This is a genomic window from Metalysinibacillus jejuensis, from assembly GCF_003057615.1.
GTDB classification, from domain to species: Bacteria; Bacillota; Bacilli; order Bacillales_A; family Planococcaceae; genus Metalysinibacillus; species Metalysinibacillus jejuensis.
Genome location: NZ_QAFW01000010.1, coordinates 50358 through 76146 on the forward strand (window position 1 = coordinate 50358; position 25789 = coordinate 76146).

Consider the following 25789-nt stretch of genomic DNA (forward strand, 5'->3'; position numbering starts at 1 on the left):
TCAGCTTCATAGTCAAAGGCAGCGTGGTAGCCGACCTACTGGTGTAAAATTATGCTTCTTCTCGAATGATAAGCCATTGCTCCTTCGTCATATCGATTAACTTAGGTTCAAGACAACTGCTTTGGTTTTCAAGGATGCGGGAGAAGCTACGCGTTGCTTCTTCGATGTCTCCAGTGCGACGAGAAAGTTCACCAATCATATATAAAATGCGAAATTCTGACATTTGTGTATTGCTGTAATCCCCTGTAGAGTAGGAAGCTAAATAATAATCGCGAGACAAATTCATAAAACGTTGCTCTTGACCGCTGTTATCTAGCGAGCGATACAGCCATGCAATACGCATAGCGAGACCTGCTAATACGACGTTTTTTTCCTTTTTTAATGTGCCACAAACTAAAGCGAGTTTATAAGCTTCTAGCGCTTGGAAGACCGTGCGTTCCCCATTATAAGAGCGGCGTACGAAGCGTTTTACAATTTGTTCATCAATAGCGGCTTCTGTTCCAGGTGCAAAGTAAGGTGAAAAGTCTTCTGTGAAAGAAAACCCACAGTGTTCACAAACGAAAACATTGTAATAAATCCCATTGATTGTGGGATTCGCATAAATCGGCTGAAAATCGCTCTCGTGTTTTTTAACACGAACGAATTTAGAACGTAGCTTTGCGGTAGGAAATTGTTTTTTGCAATGAATACAAGTAATCGTTGTTTCGTAATGCGGTGTTAGTTCCATTGTAATACCCTCCAAAAAAATATGTATAACCTTTAGTATAGCAGTAAGCGCAATAGTTGCGAATAAATTAGTAAAGTTGATATGATAAAAGAAAGGAAGGTGACGAGTAATGACAATTACTAAACAAGTTATTGATATTACAGAATCTGCTTCATTTCGTATTAAAGAAATGATGGAATATAATGAAGAGCAAGGTGCATTTTTACGCGTATCTGTAAACGGCGGCGGTTGCAGTGGTTTATCTTACGGGATGAATTTTGACCGTGAACAACGAGATACTGACTTAGTAGACGAACAATTCGGTTTATCTATTGTTATAGATAAAGAAGACGCAGCGATTTTAGAAGGTACGCGCATCGATTATAAGCAGTCCTTAATGGGCGGCGGCTTTACGATTGATAACCCGAATGCTATTGCATCTTGTGGTTGTGGCACAAGTTTCCGAGCTGAAAAACGCGAGGGAACACCAGAAGTTTGTGAATAAGCATAAACTAAACTTACTTACGCGCTGTAGGTGAGTTTTTTTATTAAATGTGAAAGGAATCACAAGCATGAATTAATTTGTTGAAATCAAGTTAGAAAAGGTCTAATATAGTAGATAGGATTTTTGTCGAAATACTGTCGACCTAGCGCTAGAGGTTTAGGGGCAACTACTAACGGTTTCTTTTGCGCTAGCTACAATACATTTAAAGGTGGTTTTGATTCAAGTGAAGAGACCGACAATTTTAGTATTAGGTGCGGGCTACGGTGGATTAACAACTGTTGTAAACTTGCAAAAATTAGTGGGCCAAGATGGGGCTAATATCGTATTAGTAAACAAAAATGATTACCACTACGAGTCAACTTGGTTACATGAAGCAGGTGCAGGTACGATTGATTCAAACAAAGCACGTTACGACGTAGAGAGCGTAATTGATAAAAGTAAAGTAAAATTCGTTAAAGCTGAAGTAACGAACATTGACGTAACAGAGCGTCTAGTTGAAACTACAGCAGGTAAAATGGATTATGACTATTTAGTTATCGGTCTAGGCTTTGAAGGTGAAACTTTCGGTATTCCAGGTTTAGATACGTATGCATTAGCATTAACTAACTTAAATGCTGCGCGTCAAGTACGTGAGCATATCGAGTACCAATTTGCTAGCTGGTCATTAGATGAAGTGAAAGATGATAGCAAATTAACGATTGTTGTGGGCGGCGCAGGCTTTACAGGAATTGAATTCTTAGGTGAATTAGGTAACCGTGTACCAGAGCTTTGCAAAGAGTTTGATATTCCTCAAGAAAAAGTTCGTGTACTATGTGTAGAAGCAGCACCAATGGTATTACCAGGTTTTGATGAAGGTTTAGTAGAATATGCTGTAAGTCAATTACAGAAAAAAGGTATTGAATTCTCAATCGGTACACCGGTTGTAGAAGCTACTGAAGAAGGCGTCAAAATTAAAAAAGGTGAAGATGAATTTGAGTTTATTAAAGCAGGTACAGTAGTATGGGCTGCTGGCGTTCGTGGTAATAAACTAATCGAAACATCGGGTATTGAAAATGCGCGTGCGCGTGTACGTGTAGAAGCAGACATGCGTGCACCAGGCTTTGAAGATGTCTTTATCGTAGGTGACTGTGCATTTATGATTAACCCAGAAGTGGACCGTCCATACCCACCAACAGCACAAATTGCGATGCAACAAGGCGCGCAAATTGCTAAAAACATCGTTAGCTTAATTGAAGGTAACGAAACATCAGCATTCGTTCCAGACTTAAAAGGTGCTGTATGTTCATTAGGTCATGATGATGCTATTGGTGATGCGATGGGCCGTAAATTTACGGGTAAAACAGCATCAGCGCTGAAAAAAGTAATCGATAACCGTGCACTATTCTTAGTAGGTGGCGCAGGTTTAGTACTGAAAAAAGGTAAATTTAAATTTTTATAATGAATGAGTCGTCTCAAGCAATAGCTTGAGGCGATTTTTTTTGCTCAATTGCTTATAATAGTAGTATTGGCATTGGGGGAATGAAGATGAGTAAAAAAAGAGGGAAAGTATGGCTTGGAGCAGCGGGTTTAGTTATTAATCGTAAAGGTGAATGGCTCGTTGTTAAAAAAGCATACAGTGGTTTGAAAGGCCGCTGGTCACTGCCAGCAGGCTTTGTTGACGCAGGTGAAACAGTTGATCAAGCTGTAATAAGAGAAGTGAAAGAAGAAACAGGGATTGATTGTGAAATAGAAGGATTAATTGGTTTTCGCACAGGTGTGATTCGCGGAGAAATTAGCGATAATATGGCAATTTTTTTAGCGCATCCGCGCCATGAACAAATTACTGTGGCACGTAATGAATTATTAGAAGTAGCTTGGCTTGCACCGCAACAACTCGTTCAAGATGTTTTAACATCAGAAATGTTGCTAGAAATGGCGCAGAACACCTACCAACAGCAAAAATTTATGGAAAATTTAAATGTAAAGCCAGACCCTGTTTTCCAATATACAAATTATAAATTATTTTTTTAGTAATATGTGTACAATTGATTGAAGTTAAGCTGAAGTGATTGAAAGCGCTCAATGTATCATGTAAACTAATGAAAGGAAAACGGAGGTATTACATACTATGAGTATTTCAATCGTTCAATTAATCATCTCAGTCGTATTATTTTTCGTTATGTTTTTCGGCATCGGTTTCTTATTAAACATGTTGCTACGCGTAACGTGGTTTATGGCGCTGATCTATCCCATTATCGTTGTGTTTATCATAGATGATGTAAAAGCTGTCGATTATATTTTTAAGCCAGGTATGGCTTTTCCAGCTTTAGTAGAAAAGCTACAAGCGTTGCACATGGTAGATATCGCGATTTTAGGTGGCGGATTTGCAGGTGCAATTGTAGCGGGGATTGTTATGAAATTTTTACGTAAAAGTGGTTACCAAATGTTTTAATATTGAATTTAAAAGAAGGCGACGCATATTTGGCGTTGCCTTCTTTTTTAGTAAAGTATGATAAGTTTCCACATCTAAACAAGCAGAGGTGGTGGGTAGCTCATATAGTGAGGTAAATATTAATTGTTAATGCAATGCCCGCAAGTGCCCCTGTAACGACTTCGCTTCGCTTATGCCCAAGCAAAGTTTTAAGTTCTTGACGTTTTTCTTGTTCGTCTAGTTTTGGCCAATCTGCGATGTTTTTAGTGAGTAAATCAAAATCTTTGCGCAGTTCATTGAGTAAGGTAGCATGTTTTCCAGCTTCTAACCTAACACCACTTGCATCATACATAACGATTAAGGCAAACATTGTAGCTACTGCAAAAATAGGTGAGTCAAGCGATGTTTCAAAGGAGATAGCGGTAGCTAGGCTTGTTACTGCTGCAGAATGAGAGCTTGGCATACCCCCTGTAGAAGTTAATAAGGAAAAATCCCATTTTCGCGTTACGATAAAATAAATAGGCACTTTTAAACCTTGAGCAAATACAATAGCGCATATTGCTACAACAAGCGGTGTATTCGCTAGTAACGTCATCATAACTCACCCCCTCATTAGTGTAAGTATAACATTGTCTATTTCAAACAAGCGCAAATTTACACGAAATTCAAAAAGATTGTTATAATGAATAGCGTATAACATCTAAGGAGGCATACTTATTATGCAAATCGACAAGACGAACACAACATTTGAACAATTGACGACACCGATGCTAATTGTAGGTGTACCAAAAACACGAAAAAATTGGCAAGCTTTTACTGAAACATTTGGTGAACAAGTGGAGCAGTGGATTAAAGCTGGCGACATTAGCACAGCACAGAAAAAACTTACAAAAGTACCGTTTATGCATTCGATTGCACGTGTACTTTTTGTTGGACTAGACGATGCAAAAGCATTAACAGAAAAAACGCTACGTGAGAGTTTTGGTTTGGTAGGTAAAGCGCTACGTGAAGCTAATGTAGAAACGTTTACGCTATGGGTAGACTCTTTCGTTACAGAATCAATTACAGCAGATGACGTAGCTTATTTAGCAGGTGAGGGTATTACATTAGGTCATTTTGCTGTGAAGCATTATAAAACGACAGAAAACGTAGTGGCACCTGTATTAAAACAAGCAAGCTTTGTAACGACAGCAGCAATTGATGAAATAGCAGCTGCATTTGAAGCGGGTTCTATTTATGGCGATGCAACGAACCAAGCGCGTGATTTAATTAATTTACCACCTAATATTTTAACAGCTACTGAACTTGCAAATTATGCAGAAAAATTAGCGGAGAAATATGGTTTTGAAGTAGAAATTTTAGACAAAGCAGCGCTAGAAGAATTAGGGATGGGCGGAATTTTAGGTGTTAATCGTGGCTCAGTAGAAGAGCCGCGTTTAATTACACTAAAATATCAAGCGACAGAAACGTTTGAAGATGTTATTGGTCTCGTAGGTAAAGGTGTTACTTACGATACAGGCGGTTATTCTTTAAAACCACGCGATGGTATGGTCGGTATGAAAGGTGATATGGGCGGAGCTGCTGCCGTATTAGGTGCGATGCAAATTGTTGGCGAAACACGTCCTAATCAAAATGTTGTAGCTGTAATTGGTGCTACGGATAATATGATTTCGGGTACTGCTATTAAACCAGATGACGTTTTGACAACGTATAGTGGTAAAACAGTAGAAGTATTAAATACAGATGCTGAAGGGCGTCTCGTATTAGCAGATGCGCTAACGTATGCCAAACAGCAAGGCGCGAATTATTTATTCGATATTGCAACATTAACTGGTGGTGTAATTGTAGCACTAGGGATGGATAAAACAGGTGCCCTTACAAATAACGAAGATTTCTTTGAAGACTTTATGTTATCAACAGGCGAAACCGATGAGTTTGTATGGCGCTTACCGCTTACAGAAAGCGATAAAAAACGCATTCGTAAATCACCGATTGCGGACTTAAATAACTCGCCAGGACGCGATGGACATATGATTTTTGCAGGTGGTTTCGTTGGGGAGTTTGCTGAAGATACACCTTGGATTCATTTAGATATTGCAGGTACGTCTGATGCAGAAGCTGACCATGACCTTGGCCCAAAAGGCGGCACAGGTGCAATGGTGCGTACACTTGCAAGCTTCATTGAGCGTAAAGGTGCTGAAAAATAAAATAACATTAAAAAACGCTTGAAAATCAATAGCTGATTTCAAGCGTTTTTTTGTCGTTTATTTAATACCTTGTTCTTTTTTCATGCGTTCAATTTCAGGTGCTAAATCGTCACGTACAGTGCCTTCCCATGGTTTTACACCAGCAATATAAGAAGAGCGACTCATAATATGACCACCTACTGGGCCAGTAATAAATAAAAATAATACACCGAGCAAGATTCGCGGGTTGAAGTGGTTTTCAAATAACCAAAAATGAAAAAATACACCGATCAATACGCTCATAACGCCAAGCGTTGCGCTTTTAGAAGCAGCATGCGCGCGCGTATATAAATCAGGGAAACGAATTAAACCGATGGCCGTTACTACGATAAACAATACCCCAACAGAGATGGGTAAGATGACGAGTAAGTTAGCGAGAATTGTCACGTTTAATAATGTCTCCCTTCTCGATAAATTTAGAAAATGCTACTGTACCAATAAACGATAAAATCGCTAATAGTAAGATGATTTCTAGGTAAAAAACGGTTTCAACAAAAATGGAGAATAGCGCAATTAAGCTAATTAACGAAACGCCTAATGAATCGAGGGCAACGACACGATCTGAGGCGGTAGGCCCTTTAACCATCCTAAAAACGACTGGAATCATAGCTAGCATAATAATAACAATAGCACTCCAAATAAAAATGGTCACGATTTCGTCACCTCCATAATAGCTTTCTCAAATGAATTTTTAATATCATTAATCGCTTCATCCACATCATCAATATCAATCGCATGGATGTAGAGGGTCTTAGCGTCGTCTGAGACATGCACAACGACCGTTCCGGGTGTAAGAGTTATCAAACTTGATAGAAGCGTAATTTCCCAGTCTTCTGTGAGTTCTGTAGGAAGTGCGAAAAATGCAGGCTCCATATCCATTTTAGGGCTCAGTGCTAATTTTAAAACGGCGATATTAGCGAGCCATAGCTCTTTAAAGAAAAGTGCTGTTAATTTAATAACTGCCCATACGCGCGCTAAGTAAAGTTTCTGTTTAAAGAAGCGTCGCATCATGACGATTACGATAACGCCGAGTAAAAAACCAATTAGGAAACCACTAACGGTGTAATTTGAAGATAGAAACATCCAAATAAATGCTAAGGCAAAGTTAAGCAACATTTGAAAAGCCATTGTTTACTCCCCCTTTAATACCGCATCGACATAAATCGAAGGGTCTGCTAGTAATCGACCAGCATCACTCATAAATGGTGTGAGATACTCTGCACCTACACCGTAAGCAATTGAAATGATAATGACAATAGCTGTTGGAATGAATAACTTGGTCGTTTCTGCATTCGTTAAAATAGGTTGAACAGGCTTTTCTTCGCCCCAAAATGCATAAATGAATATGCGAATAACAGAAAGTAGTACGAGTAAACTTGTAGCTAATACAAATAAGCTCGACCACGTATTACCTGCTTCAAAACCGCCCTTAGCAATGAGTAATTTACCGACGAAGCCACTTAGTGGTGGGATACCAGCTAAACCAAACGCAGCAATTAAATAAAACCAGCCAAGTGTCGGGGAGGATTTCATTAAGCCACCCATTTTACGAAGGTTAGTAGTACCTGTTTTATATACGATAATCCCTACGAGCATAAATAATGCCGCTTTAATAATCATATCGTGAATTAAATAAAACATAGCGCCTTGCAGACCTGTTTCGTTCATTTGTGCTACACCGAATAAAATAACACCTACGGCAATTACAATATTGTAAATAATAATTTGTTTAACATCAAAGTAAGCGAGCGCGCCAATACAGCCAGCTAAAATAGTAAAGACAGATAACCATAGCAACAGCTCATGTGTATAGGCTGTATCATGGATAAAGAATAAGGTGTACGTACGCATTATGGCATACACGCCGACTTTCGTTAACAATGCACCAAATAGGGCAAGTACAGGTGGTGGTGCTGCTGCGTAAGATGTTGGTAGCCAGAAGTATAGCGGGAAAATCGCCGCCTTCAGTCCAAACACCATTAAAAATAGTACGGCAATTACGGTAATGATGGCAGGTTGATTAATCTCCGCAATTTTGACCGAAATATCAGCCATATTTAATGTACCGATGATGGCATACAAGTAAGCGATAGCAATAACGAACAGCGCCGAAGAAATAACATTAATTAAAATATATTTAATCGACCCTGCAAGTTGCGCGCGTGTACCACCCAGCACAATTAATACATATGAGGCCATTAATAATACCTCAAAGAACACGAACATATTAAAAATATCACCTGTAGTAAATGCGCCATTAACCCCAGTAATAATCATCATAATGGCAGGGTAGTAATAAAAATGCTCGCGTGCTGTACCAATAGAACTAAAGCTATACCAAACGATAAAAATCGCAAGTAATAACGTCGTTGTGACGAGTAAGGCAGATACCATATCCGATACCATCGTAATACCGAATGGCTCTGGCCAGCCGCCGAATGTAATTTTTTGTACACCTTCATTTTTTACGGTGAAAAGAAGTGATACCGCGCTAATAAATGCTAGGATGAGACCGAACATAGCGCCTCCGCGCTGAAAGCGTAAACTTTTTTGACCAAACATTAAAACCATTCCAAAAAAGAAGGGAATGATGATTGGGAGAAGCACAAAGTTATTCATCTTCTTCGTCTCCCCCTTTCATTTCACTAATATCGTCTGTATTAAGCTCTTGGTAAGAGCGGTAAGCTAATACTAAGAAAAATGCTGTAACGCCAAAGCTAATAACAATGGCCGTTAAAATTAAAGCTTGAGGTAGCGGATCAGCAAAGTCTTCTACACCATCTGCAAGTACAGGAGGAGCACTACCTCCGAGCCCACCCATCGTTAAAATGAGTAAGTGAGCGCCGTGGCTAAGCAAGCCTGTGCCAATAATAATACGTAACAAACTACGTGAGAGCATTAAATAAACGGCGGCCATAAATAAAAAGCCGATGACAAACGCCATAATAATTTCCATTATTCATCCTCTCCAATCGTTTGAATAATCGTCATCGTAACGCCAACTACTACTAAAAATACACCTGTATCAAAAAGCATAGCAGTATGCAGTGATGTTTTACCGATTAACGGTAACGTAAAGTAATCAAAGTAATGCGTAAAAAATGGATCCCCGAGTAACATCGGAAACGAAGCTGTTGCCAGTGCGATAATTAAACCGCATGCAGTAAGTGTCGTATAGGTTACAGGGATAATTGTACGCACTGTGTTAATATCAAACGCCAGTACTAATAGTACAATGGCGCTTGAAGCCAGTAAGCCGCCAACGAAGCCGCCCCCTGGTGTATAATGTCCTGCTAAAAAGATGTGAATGGCGAAGAAGAAAATAATAAAGAAGACAATTTTCGCCGTAAATTGAATAATCACGTCATTTGTTTTCATTTATATTCTCCTTCTTCGTAAGACGTAGTTTAATCATAGCGAAAATCCCCATGCCTGCGATACCGAGTACAGCGATTTCAAACAGAGTATCAAAACCACGATAGTCGACTAAAATTACGTTAACGATATTACCGCCACCTGCAAGTGTAGCAACCGTTTCTTCGTAATATTTCGAAATGGACGGGAACACCTTTTGTGACTGTGCTGATAAAGCAAGTATGGTAACCATCGCACCTACTGCAATGGATACGACTGCACGGTTCACTTGGAAGCGCATACGCTCATTAACTTTAGTAAGCGGTGGTAAATGGTAAAACGCTAATAAAAATAGTGCGACAGAAATGGTTTCGATAACGAGCTGTGTTAAGGCTAAGTCAGGTGCGTTAAAAATAACGAAGAATAATGCTACCGTATAACCGACAGAGCCAAGCCCAATAATGGCTGTCAATCGTGACTTAGCAATGAGTGTAGTAATAACACCTGTTACGAGTACGACAAGTAAAATTAGCTCATACGCCCGAATTGGGGCCGTACCTTCAAAGGACATCGTAAATGCACCTTTAAATAATAATGTACCGATGACAATAACGCTAATAGCGCTAAACATATAAATTAAATAGCTGCGCATTGAGTTAGTCATGTACAATTTTGAGAAGCGGTTAGCGCCTACATCAAGACCTAACATCATGCCATCATACGCACGGTTAAGTGATAAAAACTCAGGCTGTAAGGCATAAAGTTTTTGCCATCGCTTTACTGTCATAAAGAGCAGTAAACCAAACATGACAACGCCAATAGTCATGAATAACTCCGTATTAAAGCCATGCCATGCAGTTACAGCAATCTTTACCTCACCCGGTGAGCTATATAAAAACGGCTGGATCGCAATAACAGCAGGCTTTACAAATAAATCACCAATAACATTTGGAATAAAGAAAATCGTAACTACAAATGTAGCGAGAATGATTGGTGAAATTAACATGCCAATTGGTGCTTCATGCACATTTGTTGGTAATTGTGCCTCACGTTTTTTAACAAAAGTGTAGAACACAAAGTAAAAGCTATAAACAAATGTAAAGACACTTGCTATCCAAGCAACTACAGGGAATAAAATACCCCATGTATCAAAATTAAATAGTTCGAAATCTTTTAATGCAAGCATAGCAGTAAGGAACATTTCCTTACTTAAAAAACCATTAAATGGTGGTAGACCTGCCATAGAAAAACTACCGATAGCAGCTACTGTAAAGCTAAGTGGCATAACGCTCATTAAACCACCAAGTTTACGAATGTCACGTGTGCCTGTTTCGTGGTCAACAATCCCTGCAATCATAAACAAGCTACCTTTAAACGTAGCGTGGTTAATTAAATGGAAGATGGCAGCGTATGCAGCAAATTTAAATATCGTATCTTCAGCGTTTGTTACGTGGAATGCAACAGCACTAGCGCCAAGTAGTGACATAATTAAGCCGAGTTGGCTGACCGTTGAAAATGCTAAAATTCCTTTTAAATCAGTTTGTTTTACGGCAAAGAATGAACCCCAAAATAGCGTCAGTAAACCAATGCCTGAAACGAGCCAAACCCATATTTCAGACATAGCGAAAATGGGCGTTAAGCGAGCAACTAAATAAATACCAGCTTTGACCATAGTAGCGGAGTGCAAATATGCACTGACAGGTGTTGGTGCTTCCATTGCATCGGGCAACCAAATATAGAAGGGGAATTGAGCAGACTTTGTAAATGCGCCAAGTAAAACTAATACTAAAGCCCAAGTGAAATACTCATGGTTAACAAGCTCAGGTGCTTGCGCAATAAGTTCACGAATAGAGTACGTATCACCCATAATGCTAAGTAAAATAAAGCCCCCTAGCATAAATAGTCCGCCACCCACAGTAATCATCATCGATTTTAAAGCGCCAAAGCGTGAGCCATCACGCGTAAACCAATAACCGATTAATAAAAATGATGAAATTGAAGTGAGTTCCCAAAAGAAATAGAGGGAAATCAAATGATCAGATTGCACAACACCAAGCATTGCTGACATAAACAGTAGCAAATAAATATAGAAGTTGTGCAGTTGTTCTTTCTCTTTATCTAAATAGAAGATAGAGTACAGTACGACCAATGAGCCGATTCCTGTAATTAATAGAGAGAACAGTAAACTTAAACCGTCTAAATAAGATGTAAAGTTAATAGCTAATGACGGAATCCAATTCATTGTTGCGGTAAACACTTCACCACGAGCCACAGCGCCAATATACGTAATATAAATGGCGACGAGCGTGGCTGGTACGGCTAATACAAACCAACCTGTGTGAATACTTTTTATATACTTATATAAAAAAGGTAATAAAACCGCAGCAAGCATTGGAATGAAGATATAAAGTAGTTGTGCCAAAAAAATCCTCCTTTACGCAATCAGTATAGGCGTTAAAACCACGTTCATTATAGCGTATTTTTATGCGCTCTGCATGACAAAAGAGTAAATTGAACTTGCTAAACCCCTATGCGATTCGCTATGATGGTAAGGGAAATTTATTACATACATATATGAGGGAACTAAATGAAAAATCCATATTTATTCGGTTTTTTACCGTTAATAACAATTTTACTTTTTAGTATGACATTCGGGCTTTTTGCGGTAAATGAGTCGCTGTTACTTTTTAAAAAGATAGGCGTTTACGCAGCGATGAGTGAATTTTTAAGTGATGCAGAATTACGTGTGTTTTTATTTATTTGTTTTGGTGTTATTTTCTTTATGGTGTTTTCAGCCATTAAATTATTAGGTGAAACAATCCACACGATAGGCATGTTGTTTTTTGCGAAAATTAAAGAAGATAATCCGCCTCAAGAATCAAAAGCACTTTACAGCATATTGCTATTAGGCGCTTGTTTATCGGTAATTGGTGTACAGTCATTAACGATGCTCATTGCGATTGCGGTAGGTACGGTTATCATTTATTTTATTGCATCTATGGTGCGCCTAACGGAATATTTAGGTTTTAGTAGTGTGATTGGTCTGCTTATTTTTGAATTTGCGATGTGGACTGTATTAGTTGTGACATTAGCTTATGTCATCGTTAAACTCTACAATAGCTTATTAGCAAGTTTACCTTTTTCATAAATGATAAAAGAGGCTATTAAGAAAGTATTTGACTTTCTTAATAGCCTCTTAGTTATTCGGCAGCAGTAGAGAAAATATAATGATGTAACCTGCTCTCCTCTAGCCACTGCATATTTTGTGGTGTATCAAAACCTAGCCATACTGCAGTCGTATAACGGTTTGATAGACCGGCAATCCAGTAGTCTCTAAAGTCGTTTGTCGTCCCTGTTTTTGCGCCAACATAGCCTGTCGTTGTATAGACACGGTCAGCGGTACCATTTACTACAACATCAGCTAGTAAATCACGCATATAACGCGTCGTACGCGGAGACCAGATATAGTTCACTTCGTCTTGCCACTGGTAAAGAATATCTCCATTTTGATCAGTCACTTTGCGGATAGCGCGAGAAGGCTTGTAGGCACCATCGATAAAACTTGTATACGCATCAGCTAATTCCGTACTCGTGACACCGTACGTAAGGCCACCTAAAGCTGTAGCAAAGTTTTCATCCGCTTCTGTAATATGCTTAAACTGAAACTGTTGCAAGTAAGAAAATCCTGTAGCTAAGCCAATCGTATTTAGCAAGCGCACAGCTGGCGTATTGTAACTATGACGAAAAGCCATCTTAATCGAGACATCGCCGTATACAGCACCGCCGTAGTTTTGTGGACAAAAGTTGCCGACACAATAATAACCAGCGTTGACATAGGATTGCGGTGAGTAGGACGTTGTTTCAAATAATGGTGCGTAAACGAGTAAGGGCTTTAGCGTAGAGCCGGGCTGACGAAGGCCGTAAGCTGCGCGATTAAAGTGTGTTTTTTCAAAGTCTTTACCAGCATAGACACTCACGATAGCACGTGATTGATTATCAATGGTCGTCACTGCAGATTGGAGTTGCCCATTACCGAGTAACTGGGTGATAGCTTGTTCATCTTTTTGTTGTTTACTTTGTCGTAGATTAGTATGTATCGTCAATCCAGATTGTAGTAAAAAGCGTACGCGTTCATTTAATTGTTGCTCAATAGCTGTTGTATCATCCGTATTTGCCATACGTTCAGCATAACCTTCAGCTTCGGCAATCAGTTGTTTAAACTCCGCAAAGGCAAAGGTAGAATAAGCAGGGAATGTCTCGATTTTCGGTTTAACATTAAGTTCAATAACTTCCGCTTTTGCCTCTTCGCCTTGTGTTTCAGATAACGCATTGTGCTTGACTAATACATCAATTAACAATTCTTGACGCGCTTTTGTATTGGCAAAATTCACTAATGGATTATAGTGAGAAGGGTTATTAGGGATGGCAGCTAAAAATGCAATTTGAGCGGTTGTTAGCTGTTGCAACGGCTGTTGAAAATAAAATGTTGCAGCACCACCGATACCGTAAACTTGATTGCTATAGTACATTTCATTTAAGTAAAGTGTTAAAATTTGATCTTTTGATAACACCTGTTCGAGTTCATGCGCATAAAATAGTTCTAATACTTTGCGCTCATACGATTTTTCTTCGTGTAAATAGCGCATGCGTACAAGTTGCTGTGTGATTGTACTACCGCCTTGAGATTTTTCGCCGCTGTCCGCATTTGCGACAAAGGCGCGTGCAATCGCACTTACGTCAAAGCCAATATGGTCATAAAAATGAACATCCTCACTAAACAGAACGAGTTGCTTAGCGACTAGAGGCATTTGTTCTAAAGTGAGCGGTTGTCGCCATTCAATATACTCTTCGCTAAATACTTGATCATTTTCATCGAGTAGTTTAACAGGCAGAGAGCTAGACACTTCTGTTAATTCAATAGAAGATTCAATATACTCTACACGTTCTTCCGCTACTGCCCACTCAGCAAATAGTAGTTTGAATAAATAAGCAATCGCAACTGATGCAAGCATAATACAAGCAATACCTAACAATTTTCGCATAATAGCTTCCTTTCTTACAAATTCTCCGAATGGGAAAGCCCATCGTCTTAGACATGGGAGGATAGTGAAATCGGTTAAGGGATAGCGCTTGCTATCTCAATTTGTCATGTTAATTATACGCACTTCTTTTTTATAAGAAAGTGTTTTCGTAAAATTCACCGCTTATTAACAGAAAAAATAACAGACGTGTGCTAAACTAAAAGGAGCTAAAATTTTAGTTATAGTAAATGGATGAAGGAGAGACTAACATGTTTCCACAATTAACAACAGAAGTACAAGAAGGCGAAGTTCTTGTTCAAATGAATACGAATAAAGGTGCTATTAAAATTAAATTATTCCCTAAACAAGCACCAAAAACAGTTGAAAACTTTTTAGGTCATGCAAAATCAGGTTATTACGAGGGCGTTATTTTCCACCGTGTTATTCCTAACTTTATGATTCAAGGTGGCGACCCAAATGGCACAGGTATGGGTGGTCAATCTATTTGGGGTAACTCATTTGAAGATGAGTTTACAATGGATTTATTTAACTTACGCGGTGCGCTTTCAATGGCAAACGCAGGACCTAATACAAATGGTTCTCAATTCTTTATCGTACAAAATAATGAGGCACCAGCTTCTGCTAAACAATTAGAACAAGGCGGCTGGCCAAAGGAAATTGCTGAAGCTTACGAGCAAAACGGCGGTACACCTCATTTAGATCAAAAACATACGGTATTTGGTCAAGTAGTTGAAGGTATGGACGTTGTAGATGCCATCGCAAGTGTGAAAACGAGCCGTGGTGACAAACCAGTAGAAGATGTTGTAATCGAGTCAATCGAAATTTTATAAATTAAAAGAGTAGGAGGCAATTACGTTGGATGCACTAACTATATTAATGCCGTTCCTGTATTTCCCAGAAGATAAATCAGAATATATTCCAGCTGCAATTTCATTTGCGATTGGTATGGTAATTTTATTTTTCATTTATCGTTGGATTCTTAAAATTTCTAAGAAACAAGCTGAAAAAGCAAAAGAAATTGAAAACCGCGTTATGCATGATGAAAAAATTAATCATACGAAATGAAAAAAGGAGCCTCACGCTTAGTATAAAACGTGGGCTCTTTTTTTTTAGGCAAGGCTTTTAGTAAAGCGTGTAATAGCTTCTCGTGCAGTAGCGCGAGAACATGCGAGGTTCATACGTAAAAAGCCGCGTCCGTCTTCGCCATACTTAGTACCAGGCTCTAATGCCAATTTGCCTGTGTATAATAAACGCTGCATCATTTCTTGTTCCGTGAATCCGGTTTGACGATAGTCAATCCATAATAAGTAAGTGCCATTAGGCTTATGAGCCGTAATGCCATCAAGTTGATTTAAAGCGGTGCATACTTCATCCATGTTTTGTTCAACATAGCGCAGTAAATCTTGACGCCAAGCTTCGCCTTGTTCAAAAGCTGCGCGTGTCGCTTCAATCGCTAGCACATTTATTGCTCCATGACCGGTTGCAGCATAGACGGCATTAATTTTTTGTCGATTTTCTTCATCTGGTACAATCATAAAAGCACTTTGAATGCTGGCTAAGTTAAATGTTTTAGTAGGGGCCATAAATGTTATGACGTTTTTAGGGTTAGCTAATGTAGCAATCGCTGTATGAGTGTGACCTTCAAATACTAAGTCAGCATGAATTTCATCTGATAAAATTAATACATTATGCTTCTCGCATAGGCGTACGATTTCTTGTAAATCTTCCTTTGTCCATACCATGCCACCAGGATTATGTGGATTACATAAAATATACGCTTGTGCTGTTTTTAAGGCTTCTTCAAATGCGGTAAAGTCAAAAGTATAATGACCATTTTCTTCATGAAGCGAACACGTAGCCAGTTTGCGGTTTAAATTAGTAGGAACAAAATAAAATGGATGATACACAGGTGTAGAGATGAGTATTGTATCACCAACCGCTGTTAATGCTTCGATGGCATTGGCTAAAGCAGGAATAACGCCACTGCGGAATAAAATATCTTGCGCGGTAATTTCATAGTTATGGTGGGTTTTAACCCAATTTTGAACCGCTTTGTTTGTAGCCTCATCTACGTGTGTATAACCAAAAATCGGGTGTTCAAGTCGCTTCTTTATCGCTTCAATAACAAAGTCAGGCGCAGCTAAATCCATATCAGCGACCCACATTGGTAAAATACCTTCTGTGCTCTCGAGTTGGTAAACCGGTGCGAAACCGTCCCATTTCATTGCGTGACTACCACGACGTTCAATTACTGTATCAAAGTTTTGCAAAATTCATTCACTTCCCTTTTTTTGTTCTTATGTTATCATACCATTATTAAATAAGATACTAGGTGAAGCGAAATGGAAAATATCAAAATGAATCGCTCAGCTGTACAAATTGTACAAAGTTGGGATCCCTTTAAGTTAGGACAAGGAGAATATGATACAGAAGCAGCAGACGTAGTAGCGGCCCTTCAAGCAATTGATGATCCAAGTGAACTTGGTAAAGTAATTCAACGTGTTTATGAGTGTTCATTTGAGCAGTGGCTACCTTTAGAAGATTGTGTGGCCATTGCTTATCAATTATTAGCTGTTAAGTTTGAAGCGAAATGTCAACTGTAAAATGGTTATAGGCAATAATATTGTGAATAAGGGAAGCACGCATATGGTTTTCCTGAAATTTAGCAGCTTAAGTACGGAGCCTTCGCTTTGTCAGCTTGTCTATGCTAGAGAAAACACTTATTTTTAGTGGATAAAGTTAAAACCCTTAAACTTTTACGTACTGTGAAAGTTTAAGGGTTTTTCAATTATAAGATAGCTCATTGTTATTATTTGATACCTTGAATAAAAATAATAAGTATAGCAATTGGTGAAACGACACGAATGAGTGCTAACCACGTATAGTACATTACATTTGTCGTGTTGAGCTCTTGCTTAGAAATTTCAATGCGGTAGTAGTACCCGGCAAAAATTGAGATTAATAAAGCGCCTAGTGGCATACCGATATTATTTGTTAAAAAGTCTACGGCATCAAATATGGATTTTCCGAAGATGGAAATATGTGACCATATACCGAAAGAGAGTGCACTTGGAATACCAATAATAAAGATAAGCAAGCCACCAATCCAAGCAATGCGTACACGGCTAGCCTTACGATCCCCAATCGCAATCGATACTACAATTTCTAACATTGAGATAGATGAGGTAATCGTGGCAAATAGTAATAATATAAAGAAAATAATTAAAAATAGCCCGCCCATTGGCAGTTGTTCAAATACGGCAGGGATAATAATAAAAGCAAGACCAGGACCCTGATCGGGCGTATAGCCAAGCGCAAACACTGCAGGGAAAATAACAAGCCCTGCTAATAATGAAATTAAAATATTCATAATTGCTACATTGATACCTGCGCTACCAATATTTTCGTTTTTACCAAGGTAAGACGCATAAGTAATCATTACCGATACCCCAACACTTAACGTAAAGAACGCTTGTCCAAGTGCTAGTAAAAATGTTTTGGCGGTTAAAAACTCCCAGTTAGGTACAAACATAAAGCGTACGCCTTCCATAGCACCATCTAGCGTTAATGAACGCACAACTAAAATAATAAAGAAAATAAATAAAGCAGGCATCATAAACTTACTCGCCTTTTCTATACCGCCTTTAATCCCAGCTTGTACAATAACGATCGTTAATAAAATAAATAAACCTTGTACAAAAACGGCTTCCCAAGGGTTTTGGATAATGCTCGTAAATAACGAAGCAAAAGTTTCGCCTTCTGCTGGCTTTAAAGCAAATCGTACAGCGCGTCCAAGATAGCTTAAAATCCAGCCACCAACGACACTGTAAAATGATAAGATAAGCGCAGCCATAATCATACCCATATAGCCGACCATATACCATGGGGTATGAGGTACTTGTTCTTTAAAAGAAGTGACCGCATCCTTTTGTCCACGTCGCCCAATCATAAATTCAGCGATTAATACAGGTAAACTAATGAAAAAAATACAAGCGATAAATAATAAAATAAAAACGCTACCGCCATTACTGCCTGCCATATAAGGAAATTTCCAAATAGCGCCGAGCCCAATCGCACTACCTGCAGCAGCTAACACAAAGCCAATCTTTGTTGTAAATTGATCTCTTGATGACAAAATACAAGCTCCTTTCAAAATTGCAATACTTTATTATGGCAATGATTGTCCAATAAAACAACTGTAACAAAATAATAAAAGCCTACGTATCATAAATAAGGAGGGAGAAAAATAGATGAACGAAACGATTAAGCGCGCACAGCTAGGTGATAAAGAAGCTTATCTACAACTCATTGAACATTATCATTTCACTGTCGAAAAGTTTGCCTATCAATGCGGTGTTTACCCACAAGATATTAATGATGTAACGCAAGAAGTCTTCATTAAACTTTATCGATTTTTAACACAGTTCAATGATACAAATTTCACAACATGGCTGTATAAAATCACATTAAATACAGCTAGGGATTATTATCGTAAAGTAGCGCGTGAACAAGCGAGACGGGACAAGTTACAAAGCGAAGGTGTTGAGACGGTAAAAACACCTGAGCAGTATTTATTGCGCTTTGAAGAAGATCAGCAAGTACATACGTGTCTCCAAGCTTTAGATGAAAAATACCGCTATCCTATTATCTTATTTTATTTTCACGAATTACGTTATGAACAAATTGCAGAGATTTTAGGAATTCAACTTTCAACTGTTAAAGTACGTATAGTGCGAGCTAAAGCACAATTGAAAGCAATGTTAGAGAAGGGGGAGATTAGAGATGGACGATAAGCAATTTGAGCAACGTATGCAGTTAGCTAAAAAATCCTACGACAGAATGACGAGTTCCTTTAACAAAGAACAAGTAATCAATCAATTACACCAACCCGTAGCACAAGTATGTCAGCAACCCCGTCGTCAAAAATGGCGTACACCTATTGCGGTCATAGTGACAGTAGCTAGCATGTTTTTATTAGCAATTATTATTTATAGTGTTCCGCAAGAAACGGCGATATCTGACGAAGAGAAGCTTATTCATTTGCTTGAACAAAAAGCTAAGAAAATGCAAAAAACGTTAGGACTCTCAGACGACGCTATGACGCAACTTAGCGTTATGCAAACCATTGCGCATATTAAAGCAGAAAATGATTCGCAGTTTATTGAAGAAGCCTATACTTTTTATAACGAAGCATCCGCAGATCCTTTTGAATTGCCTCCATCTTCCCAAAACTTTCATATGTATGGAGAGCTCACTTTGGCATATAATAGTGATTTATGGGATGGCAAGTTAACAGATGATTTAATTCAAAAAGCTAAAGCGCAACATATTGAATTAGTAACGCAAAATAATGAATCACGTTTTTATTTGCGCTTACCCGCAGCTATGTATGATGAGTTAGATGACAATCTCAAACAGATAGCACTCCATTATCAATATGGCCAATTAGGTGAAGGCAATTACACAGCCCAAGAGTTACAACCTATTTTGCAAGCATACGAACGCCTACTTGTTAAAGGGGAAAATGTAGTGCATGATTATGCGAACGGTCTTGCTTTTGTTTTAAATGATGCGTTACCGACGACGCAAGATGCTATAGCACGTGGTATGTATGGAGAAGTAGCAAAAGAGATGTATGAAAAGTATCCAAAAGGTGTTTCTTCAGATTTACTGCAGTATGAGCTCGTACAACAGTTTAATTTAACTGATCAATTTAATTATACTGAGTTTGGGCGGTCGATTGACGCCAATATCACTGTTATACAAGGTCTACTAGATGCTTATACTCCTGCTATGCTAGCTACAATAAGAGAATCACTTGAAAATACAGCGATTTTTTATGTGTTCGCTAAACAGCAAGGCATTGATGTTTCTAGTTTTGTAGATAGCGATTATGCAATACCACAAAACTTTGATATTACAAGAGCTACGTTAGAAGTGCGAGGTCATTATGAATACGGAAGAGTTACGTTGATTTTTACTACGGATAATCATACGCTCACATTACCGATGTATAATGAAATCGTAGATAATAAGCTGTTGTGGCGTATTGGTAAAGGGTGAATTTTTGATGTGACTTTCTACAATATGTTATAATTTACCCGACGTTTATCGTAGTAAATTTTAGAAAGTAGGAAGTAGTATGTCAAAAAAATACGAAGTGGGTGACATTGTAGTTGGCACAGTGACAGGCGTTCAGCCATACGGTGCATTTATTGCCCTTGATGAACATACACAAGGCTTAGTGCATATTTCAGAAATTACGTATGGCTTCGTTAAAAATGTAGCTGATTTTTTAAGTGTAGGTGACACGGTTAAAGTAAAGATACTTGAAGTAGACCGTAAAGCTGAAAAAATAAGTTTATCGATTCGCGCTTTACAAGAGAGACCTCCGGCAAAACGTCGTGACGGTGCGCCGCGTAAATCGTTGCAAGACCGCGTTGACGAAATAGATGCAAATGGCTTTAACTCACTGCGCAACAAAATGCAAGATTGGATTGACGAATCGGGCTTTTAAAGAGAAATAAAGGTATAAGTAGCAAAAAAGCGACTTATACCTTTTATTTTTTCATCGTTTCAAGGGGTTTGATACACAATATCGACACAAATTATGTTACAATGATGCCGAAACAACCATACTATAATGTAAAAAGAGGCGAAATCAATGTCTGAGAATTTAAACGTATTAACGTCAACACAAGCAATTATTCATGAAGCGTTAAATAAATTAGGTTACGATGAAGCGATGTATGAATTATTAAAAGAACCATTACGTATGCTACAAGTACGCATTCCAGTTCGTATGGATGATGGTTCTACAAAAGTCTATACAGGTTTTCGTGCACAACATAATGACGCAGTAGGGCCAACTAAAGGTGGCGTACGTTTCCACCCAGGCGTTTATGAAGACGAGGTAAAAGCATTATCAATGTGGATGACACTAAAGTGTGGCATTGTAGATTTACCTTATGGCGGTGGTAAAGGTGGCGTAATTTGTGACCCGCGTGAAATGTCTATGGGTGAGCTAGAACGCCTTAGCCGTGGCTATGTTCGTGCAGTAAGCCAAATCGTTGGGCCAACAAAAGATATTCCAGCACCAGACGTAATGACAAACGCACAAATTATGGCATGGATGATGGACGAATATAGTTTAATGGATGAGTTTAACTCACCTAACTTTATTACAGGTAAGCCACTAGTGCTAGGAGGTTCACAAGGCCGTGACCGAGCTACAGCACAAGGGGTTACAATCGTAATCGAAGAAGCAGCAAAAAAACGTGGTATTAATATTCGTGGAGCACGCGTTGTTATTCAAGGTTTCGGTAATGCAGGTAGCTTCTTAGCGAAATTTATGCACGATTTAGGTGCAAAAGTAATCGGGATTTCAGACGCTTATGGTGCGCTTCACGATCCTAATGGTTTAGATATTGATTATTTACTAGATCGTCGTGATAGCTTTGGTACAGTAACGACTTTATTTGAAAATACAATTTCAAATAAAGAATTATTAGAGCTAGATTGCGATATTTTAGTACCTGCTGCGATTGAAAATCAAATTACAGCAGATAATGCACATGAAATTAAAGCAAATATTGTCGTAGAAGCGGCCAACGGTCCAACGACAGCAGAAGCGACAAAGATTTTAACAGAGCGAGGTATTTTATTAGTACCAGACGTACTAGCATCAGCTGGCGGTGTAACGGTATCCTACTTTGAATGGGTGCAAAACAACCAAGGGTACTACTGGACAAAAGAAGAAGTAGAAGAGCGTTTAATTAAGAAGATGGTAGATGCATTTGAAAACGTTTATACGACAGCTACTACACGCAATATTGATATGCGTTTAGCTGCTTATATGGTAGGGGTTCGACGCACTGCAGAAGCTTCACGTTTCCGTGGCTGGGTGTAAGTGAATTAACGCATTCACAAAGCTATGGCGCGCATTAATATTAAATAAGCAAAAAGGATCGTCCCATCTATTTTTTGGAACGATCTTTTTTGCCATACTATGAAGGAGGATATCATTATGAATGATTTTACCTTTTATAATCCTACTAAAATTCATTTTGGTCGTAACATGGTAGCAAATCAATTAGCAAAGTCGCTCACACCTTATCAAACTGTGCTCGTTGTGTATGGCGGGGGGAGTGTGAAACGAAACGGCGTTTATGATGATGTGGTAGCCGTTTTGCAAGCAGAAAATAAAACGATTATTGAGTTAGCTGGGGTCGATCCTAATCCACGTGTAACGACAGCAAATGAAGGAGCCGCTTTATGTAAAGAGCATAATGTAGATATCGTACTAGCTGTGGGTGGTGGCTCTGTCATTGATTGTACGAAATTAATCGCAGCAGCTGCAAAATATGATGGCGATGCGTGGGATATTGTAACGCGGAAAGCAACAGTACAAGAAGCGTTACCAATTGGCGTAGTGTTAACACTTGCCGCAACAGGCTCAGAAATGAACTCAGGGTCGGTTATTACAAATCCTAAAACACAAGAAAAGTTAGGATGGGGCAGCCCGCTTACTTTCCCGACGTTTTCGATTATGGACCCAACGTATACGTTTAGTGTACCAGCAAACCATACTGTTTACGGTATTGTTGATATTATGTCGCATACCTTTGAACAGTACTTTAATAATGCTACAAATACCCCTATTACCGATGAAATGGCTGAAGGGTTATTACGCACAATGATTGAAGTAGCACCTAAAGTAATAAGAGATCCAAAAAACTACGAATTGCGTGAAACTATTTTACTCGGAGGTACGATTGCACTGAATGGTTTTTTAGCTATTGGTTCACGCGGAGATTGGGGCTCGCATAATATCGAGCACGCCGTTTCGGCTATCCACGATATTCCTCATGCAGGCGGGTTAGCTATTTTATTCCCAAAGTGGATGAAGCATGTTATCATGACGAACCCTGAGCGTTTTGCTAAGCTTGCCGTAAACGTATGGCATGTCGATGCGACAAATAAAACGCCTTTACAAGTAGCTGAGGAAGGCATTGAACGTCTCTCCGCATTTTGGCAGTCGTTAGGAGCGCCAAGTCAGCTAAGCGATTATAGTATCGATGATAAAACATTTGAGCAAATTGCTGATCACGCCATGATGAATGGGCCATTCGGTAATTTTGCTAAACTTAATCGAGAAGATGTTATGCAAATTTTACGAGCAGCACGATAATTTTATAAGAAAGACGCATGCGCGCAAAGTATGATTTTGCGCGCATGCGTCTTTTTAGTATGCAAGTATTATTTTAGTAACGGACGTGCTTTTCGATGCTGCCATTCAGCTTCACCGTCATCTTCGTCAAACATAATGGCTACACGTGATACGCCTTTTTGACAGAGCAACGTCTCTGTGAGATATTCACGTACATCGTCTAAATAAGCTAGTGACAAGGAAGGGTCTACTTCAACGACGAGTTCCACATGTAAAAATTCGCCTTCTTTAACAACTTCTAGACGTTCGATATCCACAACATTGGGATCATCTAATACAAGATAAGCAATATGATCAAGCATTTCTTCATCAGTTTCCCCAATAACGCCTCGAGCATTGTCTAAAAATACACGACCTACTACATAAAACATCATCAGTCCAATGGCGACAGAAGCAATACCTTCTGCTGCGTGAAAGCCTGTTAATTTAGCAATAACAATAGCTATGATAGCTAGTACGCCACCAAAAGTTGCAACGAAGTCTTCCATAAATACAAGTTTTGTTGCGGGTTTAGCACGGTTAATATTTGTAATGGCTAAAGGGATTGTTTTAACACCAGCGTGATCAAAACCTACCTCATGGGCAATTTCTTGTGCAGCTTTTAACAGTACAGTTCCTTCTAAGATGACACCGATAGCAAGCACACCAATACTAATCCAAAACCCTTCTGCTGATGTAGGATGCATAATATGATGAATTCCTTCTTTAATCGTTTCATAAGATAAAATACCAACAATTAATACGGCACCTAAACATACGAGATTAACAATGCGACCAAAGCCGGTAGGGAAGCGCTTCGTTGGTGATTTTTTAGAGAGTGCAGAGCCAATAAAGACAAAAAACTGGTTAGCGGCATCTCCTAGAGAGTGCATCATTTCAGCAAATAACGCGACATTTCCCGTAAAAAAGAAAGCACCACCTTTTAAACAACCTAAAATGAGGTTAACGATTGCTGCAATAAAAGATGATTTATTACCACCTCTTAATAGTGTGAAAAATTCTTTCATAACTTTACCTCCTAGACAAATTCAATCTCAATATAATGCACATACGGCAATTGGTGAAGTGCTTCGTACACGTGTAAAGAATCGTGTGCTTCATACATCGCAAGTTTGGCATGGACTTCATGCTCGGTAGCGTCAATCAATTTTAACTGTTGAATGATTAAACTGTTAACTTTTAAAAAATCGATTAGTAGAGGGATAGCCATGCTGTCATTGACATGTATTTTAATAAAAAGTTCTTGTTGGCGCAGCCGCTTAGGACCGATGCGCATAACAAAAGGGGTAATAAACTCAATACCAATAACTACAATGCCGACAGCTAAAGTAGCTTGTAAATAAAATCCGGCCCCAACGGCAATACCTAAACCTGCTGCTCCCCAAATCATTGCTGCTGTAGTTAGCCCTGTCACATTATCATTGCCCTTACGTAAAATGACCCCTGCACCGAGGAAACCTACACCGCTAACAATTTGTGCAGCAAGACGAAGCGGGTCCATAGTAATATTAATGTCTGGACGAGCAGGCGTGGAATAGGCTGTTTCGATAGAGATAATTGTTAACAAACAACTAAATGTAGCAATGACTAAACTCGTTTTAAGACCTACAGGTTTTCTTTTCAATTCCCTTTCAAAACCAATGATTAAACTTAAGGTAGCTGCAAAAATCAGTTTAATTATTATTTCTAGTGTCAAGGTGTCAAAAGAAAAAAAGCTCATATTGCTTACCCCCTTTATAAAATGATAAAGTAACCAAGAGAGAGAAGTGATGTTCATGGAAAAACCGAAGATGCATCCTTATATCCCTATTGTTATTGGTGTGCTATCTGTATCGCTATCTGCAATATTCGTGAAATTTTCTACCGCAGATGCAGGTGTTATTGCGTTTTATCGTATGCTCTTTTCCGTTCTACTTATGTTACCCTTGTTTTTATATAAGTATACGCCTGAGTTAAAAGAGTTAAGGAAAAAAGATTGGTTGTTTTCAATAGTAGCTGGTGTTTTTTTAGCTTTCCACTTTATTTTATGGTTCGAGTCTGTGAACTACCCACCACTTATTGACTTTGCGGTCTAATTGAAGTGGGGGCTTCTCGACTTATCGTTGCTTTTACTAGCCAACGAAAACTGACCGAGCTAACCCTCTTGTTCCAAGAGTTTTTGTTTCTATGTTAATGCCAATAGGCGAATGCCTTCATTTTTGATATTGATGGCTGAATTATAGTCACGATATGCCACATACCCACATGAACAACGGTAAGTACGTTCAGATAGCTTCATAGGTTTTTCTGCACCACAA

At 38.8% G+C, this 25789-nt stretch carries 29 protein-coding genes and 1 pseudogene; 15 read left to right on the top strand and 15 right to left on the bottom strand.

All coding sequences use genetic code 11. From position 1 onward, the window contains the following. Nucleotides 1–49: 49 nt before the first annotated feature. Nucleotides 50–727 carry a DUF2225 domain-containing protein gene (locus DDE80_RS05310; RefSeq protein ID WP_108306636.1) on the bottom strand — a complete coding sequence of 226 codons (678 nt, stop codon included), beginning with the start codon at nucleotides 725–727 and terminating at the stop codon, nucleotides 50–52. A 109-nt stretch (nucleotides 728–836) separates the two neighbouring features. Here DDE80_RS05310 and DDE80_RS05315 point away from each other — a divergent pair, with 109 nt between their 5' ends. The 4 genes from DDE80_RS05315 to DDE80_RS05330 all read left to right on the top strand — a co-directional run bounded on the left by DDE80_RS05315 (nucleotide 837) and on the right by DDE80_RS05330 (nucleotide 3642). Then, on the top strand, nucleotides 837–1211 hold the full coding sequence (locus tag DDE80_RS05315) for a HesB/IscA family protein (RefSeq protein WP_108306637.1): 375 nt from the start codon (nucleotides 837–839) through the stop codon (nucleotides 1209–1211). Between the two features lie 223 nt (nucleotides 1212–1434). Then, nucleotides 1435–2649 carry an NAD(P)/FAD-dependent oxidoreductase gene (locus DDE80_RS05320; RefSeq protein ID WP_108306638.1) on the top strand — a complete coding sequence of 405 codons (1215 nt, stop codon included), beginning with the start codon at nucleotides 1435–1437 and terminating at the stop codon, nucleotides 2647–2649. 86 nt (nucleotides 2650–2735) lie between these two features. Next, on the top strand, nucleotides 2736–3221 hold the full coding sequence (locus tag DDE80_RS05325) for an NUDIX domain-containing protein (RefSeq protein WP_108306639.1): 486 nt from the start codon (nucleotides 2736–2738) through the stop codon (nucleotides 3219–3221). Between the two features lie 97 nt (nucleotides 3222–3318). After that, complete coding sequence (locus tag DDE80_RS05330; protein WP_108306640.1) at nucleotides 3319–3642, top strand: YuiB family protein; 324 nt, start codon at nucleotides 3319–3321, stop codon at nucleotides 3640–3642. A 100-nt stretch (nucleotides 3643–3742) separates the two neighbouring features. On the opposite strand, the gene DDE80_RS05335 is transcribed toward DDE80_RS05330, so the two are convergent. Then, the gene (locus DDE80_RS05335) at nucleotides 3743–4216 is read right to left on the bottom strand and encodes a divergent PAP2 family protein (RefSeq protein ID WP_108306641.1); all 474 of its coding nucleotides are present in this window, start codon (nucleotides 4214–4216) and stop codon (nucleotides 3743–3745) included. Between the two features lie 124 nt (nucleotides 4217–4340). Here DDE80_RS05335 and DDE80_RS05340 point away from each other — a divergent pair, with 124 nt between their 5' ends. After that, complete coding sequence (locus DDE80_RS05340; protein WP_108306642.1) at nucleotides 4341–5828, top strand: leucyl aminopeptidase; 1488 nt, start codon at nucleotides 4341–4343, stop codon at nucleotides 5826–5828. A gap of 57 nt (nucleotides 5829–5885) precedes the next feature. Here DDE80_RS05340 and mnhG read toward each other — a convergent pair whose 3' ends face one another. The 7 genes from mnhG to DDE80_RS05375 are packed head-to-tail and all read right to left on the bottom strand — an operon-like array spanning nucleotide 5886 to nucleotide 11643. Further along, nucleotides 5886–6254, bottom strand: a complete 369-nt coding sequence (gene mnhG, locus DDE80_RS05345) for a monovalent cation/H(+) antiporter subunit G (protein WP_108306643.1) — start codon at nucleotides 6252–6254, stop codon at nucleotides 5886–5888. Next, nucleotides 6238–6519 (bottom strand): Na(+)/H(+) antiporter subunit F1, encoded by a 282-nt coding sequence (locus tag DDE80_RS05350; RefSeq protein WP_108306644.1) that lies wholly within the window; start codon nucleotides 6517–6519, stop codon nucleotides 6238–6240. The genes mnhG and DDE80_RS05350 overlap by 17 nt, the downstream gene beginning before the upstream one ends. Continuing rightward, nucleotides 6516–6995 carry a Na+/H+ antiporter subunit E gene (locus tag DDE80_RS05355; protein WP_108306645.1) on the bottom strand — a complete coding sequence of 160 codons (480 nt, stop codon included), beginning with the start codon at nucleotides 6993–6995 and terminating at the stop codon, nucleotides 6516–6518. The genes DDE80_RS05350 and DDE80_RS05355 overlap by 4 nt, the downstream gene beginning before the upstream one ends. A gap of 3 nt (nucleotides 6996–6998) precedes the next feature. After that, nucleotides 6999–8486 (bottom strand): Na+/H+ antiporter subunit D, encoded by a 1488-nt coding sequence (locus tag DDE80_RS05360; protein ID WP_108306646.1) that lies wholly within the window; start codon nucleotides 8484–8486, stop codon nucleotides 6999–7001. Continuing rightward, nucleotides 8479–8823, bottom strand: a complete 345-nt coding sequence (locus DDE80_RS05365) for a Na(+)/H(+) antiporter subunit C (RefSeq protein WP_036143936.1) — start codon at nucleotides 8821–8823, stop codon at nucleotides 8479–8481. Before DDE80_RS05365 ends, DDE80_RS05360 begins: the two co-directional genes overlap by 8 nt. Continuing rightward, nucleotides 8823–9245, bottom strand: coding sequence for a Na(+)/H(+) antiporter subunit B (locus DDE80_RS05370; RefSeq protein ID WP_108306647.1), 423 nt, complete (start codon nucleotides 9243–9245; stop codon nucleotides 8823–8825). Before DDE80_RS05370 ends, DDE80_RS05365 begins: the two co-directional genes overlap by 1 nt. After that, nucleotides 9232–11643, bottom strand: a complete 2412-nt coding sequence (locus tag DDE80_RS05375) for a Na+/H+ antiporter subunit A (RefSeq protein WP_108306648.1) — start codon at nucleotides 11641–11643, stop codon at nucleotides 9232–9234. Before DDE80_RS05375 ends, DDE80_RS05370 begins: the two co-directional genes overlap by 14 nt. A 165-nt stretch (nucleotides 11644–11808) precedes the next feature. Between DDE80_RS05375 and DDE80_RS05380 the strand changes: the two genes are divergently transcribed. Next, complete coding sequence (locus DDE80_RS05380; RefSeq protein WP_108306649.1) at nucleotides 11809–12369, top strand: DUF5366 family protein; 561 nt, start codon at nucleotides 11809–11811, stop codon at nucleotides 12367–12369. A 52-nt stretch (nucleotides 12370–12421) separates the two neighbouring features. Here DDE80_RS05380 and DDE80_RS05385 read toward each other — a convergent pair whose 3' ends face one another. Next, nucleotides 12422–14263: a transglycosylase domain-containing protein gene (locus tag DDE80_RS05385; protein ID WP_108306650.1), complete on the bottom strand. Its 1842-nt coding sequence runs from the start codon at nucleotides 14261–14263 to the stop codon at nucleotides 12422–12424. 248 nt (nucleotides 14264–14511) lie between these two features. On the opposite strand from DDE80_RS05385, the gene DDE80_RS05390 reads away from it, so the two are divergent. Together DDE80_RS05390 and DDE80_RS05395 are read left to right on the top strand one after the other, a co-directional pair. Then, a complete protein-coding gene (locus DDE80_RS05390; protein WP_108306651.1) occupies nucleotides 14512–15093 on the top strand; it encodes a peptidylprolyl isomerase in 582 nt (193 codons plus the stop codon). Between the two features lie 25 nt (nucleotides 15094–15118). Then, a complete protein-coding gene (locus DDE80_RS05395; RefSeq protein WP_235612282.1) occupies nucleotides 15119–15328 on the top strand; it encodes a hypothetical protein in 210 nt (69 codons plus the stop codon). 44 nt (nucleotides 15329–15372) lie between these two features. On the opposite strand, the gene DDE80_RS05400 is transcribed toward DDE80_RS05395, so the two are convergent. Continuing rightward, nucleotides 15373–16533 (bottom strand): MalY/PatB family protein, encoded by a 1161-nt coding sequence (locus DDE80_RS05400; RefSeq protein ID WP_108306652.1) that lies wholly within the window; start codon nucleotides 16531–16533, stop codon nucleotides 15373–15375. Nucleotides 16534–16605: 72 nt separating this feature from the next. Between DDE80_RS05400 and DDE80_RS05405 the strand changes: the two genes are divergently transcribed. Continuing rightward, entirely contained in the window at nucleotides 16606–16866 is a 261-nt protein-coding gene (locus DDE80_RS05405) for a DUF1871 family protein (RefSeq protein WP_108306653.1), read from the top strand. A 206-nt stretch (nucleotides 16867–17072) separates the two neighbouring features. Here the strand turns inward: DDE80_RS05405 and DDE80_RS05410 are convergent, their stop codons facing one another. Continuing rightward, nucleotides 17073–18398 carry a sodium-dependent transporter gene (locus DDE80_RS05410; RefSeq protein WP_108306654.1) on the bottom strand — a complete coding sequence of 442 codons (1326 nt, stop codon included), beginning with the start codon at nucleotides 18396–18398 and terminating at the stop codon, nucleotides 17073–17075. Between the two features lie 115 nt (nucleotides 18399–18513). On the opposite strand from DDE80_RS05410, the gene DDE80_RS05415 reads away from it, so the two are divergent. The 5 genes from DDE80_RS05415 to DDE80_RS05435 all read left to right on the top strand — a co-directional run bounded on the left by DDE80_RS05415 (nucleotide 18514) and on the right by DDE80_RS05435 (nucleotide 23453). After that, on the top strand, nucleotides 18514–19056 hold the full coding sequence (locus DDE80_RS05415) for an RNA polymerase sigma factor (RefSeq protein ID WP_108306655.1): 543 nt from the start codon (nucleotides 18514–18516) through the stop codon (nucleotides 19054–19056). Next, the gene (locus DDE80_RS05420) at nucleotides 19046–20326 is read left to right on the top strand and encodes a hypothetical protein (protein WP_108306656.1); all 1281 of its coding nucleotides are present in this window, start codon (nucleotides 19046–19048) and stop codon (nucleotides 20324–20326) included. Before DDE80_RS05415 ends, DDE80_RS05420 begins: the two co-directional genes overlap by 11 nt. Before the next feature lie 79 nt (nucleotides 20327–20405). Further along, nucleotides 20406–20780 (top strand): S1 domain-containing post-transcriptional regulator GSP13, encoded by a 375-nt coding sequence (gene yugI, locus DDE80_RS05425; RefSeq protein ID WP_108306657.1) that lies wholly within the window; start codon nucleotides 20406–20408, stop codon nucleotides 20778–20780. Nucleotides 20781–20927: 147 nt separating this feature from the next. Beyond that, the gene (locus tag DDE80_RS05430) at nucleotides 20928–22172 is read left to right on the top strand and encodes a Glu/Leu/Phe/Val family dehydrogenase (RefSeq protein WP_108306658.1); all 1245 of its coding nucleotides are present in this window, start codon (nucleotides 20928–20930) and stop codon (nucleotides 22170–22172) included. A gap of 117 nt (nucleotides 22173–22289) precedes the next feature. Then, nucleotides 22290–23453: an iron-containing alcohol dehydrogenase gene (locus DDE80_RS05435; protein ID WP_108306659.1), complete on the top strand. Its 1164-nt coding sequence runs from the start codon at nucleotides 22290–22292 to the stop codon at nucleotides 23451–23453. A gap of 68 nt (nucleotides 23454–23521) precedes the next feature. Here the strand turns inward: DDE80_RS05435 and DDE80_RS05440 are convergent, their stop codons facing one another. After that, the gene (locus tag DDE80_RS05440) at nucleotides 23522–24499 is read right to left on the bottom strand and encodes a cation diffusion facilitator family transporter (RefSeq protein ID WP_108306660.1); all 978 of its coding nucleotides are present in this window, start codon (nucleotides 24497–24499) and stop codon (nucleotides 23522–23524) included. Between the two features lie 11 nt (nucleotides 24500–24510). After that, nucleotides 24511–25212, bottom strand: a complete 702-nt coding sequence (locus DDE80_RS05445) for an MgtC/SapB family protein (protein ID WP_108306661.1) — start codon at nucleotides 25210–25212, stop codon at nucleotides 24511–24513. A 55-nt stretch (nucleotides 25213–25267) separates the two neighbouring features. Here DDE80_RS05445 and DDE80_RS05450 point away from each other — a divergent pair. Beyond that, nucleotides 25268–25540, top strand: a pseudogene (locus DDE80_RS05450) (EamA family transporter); the annotation flags it as partial. A gap of 116 nt (nucleotides 25541–25656) precedes the next feature. Here DDE80_RS05450 and DDE80_RS05455 read toward each other — a convergent pair. After that, a partial coding sequence (locus DDE80_RS05455; RefSeq protein WP_153060874.1) for a zinc ribbon domain-containing protein occupies nucleotides 25657–25789 on the bottom strand: 133 nt, incomplete at its 5' end.

Excerpts from the sequence above, each read along its gene's own strand:
- DDE80_RS05310 (WP_108306636.1), bottom strand. The coding sequence starts at position 727 with ATGGAACTAACACCGCATTACGAAACAACGATTACTTGTATTCATTGC.
- DDE80_RS05315 (WP_108306637.1), top strand. The coding sequence starts at position 837 with ATGACAATTACTAAACAAGTTATTGATATTACAGAATCTGCTTCATTT.
- DDE80_RS05325 (WP_108306639.1), top strand. The coding sequence starts at position 2,736 with ATGAGTAAAAAAAGAGGGAAAGTATGGCTTGGAGCAGCGGGTTTAGTT.
- DDE80_RS05330 (WP_108306640.1), top strand. The coding sequence starts at position 3,319 with ATGAGTATTTCAATCGTTCAATTAATCATCTCAGTCGTATTATTTTTC.
- DDE80_RS05335 (WP_108306641.1), bottom strand. The coding sequence starts at position 4,216 with ATGACGTTACTAGCGAATACACCGCTTGTTGTAGCAATATGCGCTATT.
- DDE80_RS05340 (WP_108306642.1), top strand. The coding sequence starts at position 4,341 with ATGCAAATCGACAAGACGAACACAACATTTGAACAATTGACGACACCG.
- DDE80_RS05355 (WP_108306645.1), bottom strand. The coding sequence starts at position 6,995 with ATGGCTTTTCAAATGTTGCTTAACTTTGCCTTAGCATTTATTTGGATG.
- DDE80_RS05360 (WP_108306646.1), bottom strand. The coding sequence starts at position 8,486 with ATGAATAACTTTGTGCTTCTCCCAATCATCATTCCCTTCTTTTTTGGA.
- DDE80_RS05365 (WP_036143936.1), bottom strand. The coding sequence starts at position 8,823 with ATGGAAATTATTATGGCGTTTGTCATCGGCTTTTTATTTATGGCCGCC.
- DDE80_RS05370 (WP_108306647.1), bottom strand. The coding sequence starts at position 9,245 with ATGAAAACAAATGACGTGATTATTCAATTTACGGCGAAAATTGTCTTC.
- DDE80_RS05380 (WP_108306649.1), top strand. The coding sequence starts at position 11,809 with ATGAAAAATCCATATTTATTCGGTTTTTTACCGTTAATAACAATTTTA.
- DDE80_RS05385 (WP_108306650.1), bottom strand. The coding sequence starts at position 14,263 with ATGCGAAAATTGTTAGGTATTGCTTGTATTATGCTTGCATCAGTTGCG.
- DDE80_RS05390 (WP_108306651.1), top strand. The coding sequence starts at position 14,512 with ATGTTTCCACAATTAACAACAGAAGTACAAGAAGGCGAAGTTCTTGTT.
- DDE80_RS05405 (WP_108306653.1), top strand. The coding sequence starts at position 16,606 with ATGGAAAATATCAAAATGAATCGCTCAGCTGTACAAATTGTACAAAGT.
- DDE80_RS05415 (WP_108306655.1), top strand. The coding sequence starts at position 18,514 with ATGAACGAAACGATTAAGCGCGCACAGCTAGGTGATAAAGAAGCTTAT.
- DDE80_RS05420 (WP_108306656.1), top strand. The coding sequence starts at position 19,046 with ATGGACGATAAGCAATTTGAGCAACGTATGCAGTTAGCTAAAAAATCC.
- yugI (WP_108306657.1), top strand. The coding sequence starts at position 20,406 with ATGTCAAAAAAATACGAAGTGGGTGACATTGTAGTTGGCACAGTGACA.
- DDE80_RS05430 (WP_108306658.1), top strand. The coding sequence starts at position 20,928 with ATGTCTGAGAATTTAAACGTATTAACGTCAACACAAGCAATTATTCAT.
- DDE80_RS05435 (WP_108306659.1), top strand. The coding sequence starts at position 22,290 with ATGAATGATTTTACCTTTTATAATCCTACTAAAATTCATTTTGGTCGT.
- DDE80_RS05440 (WP_108306660.1), bottom strand. The coding sequence starts at position 24,499 with ATGAAAGAATTTTTCACACTATTAAGAGGTGGTAATAAATCATCTTTT.
- DDE80_RS05445 (WP_108306661.1), bottom strand. The coding sequence starts at position 25,212 with ATGAGCTTTTTTTCTTTTGACACCTTGACACTAGAAATAATAATTAAA.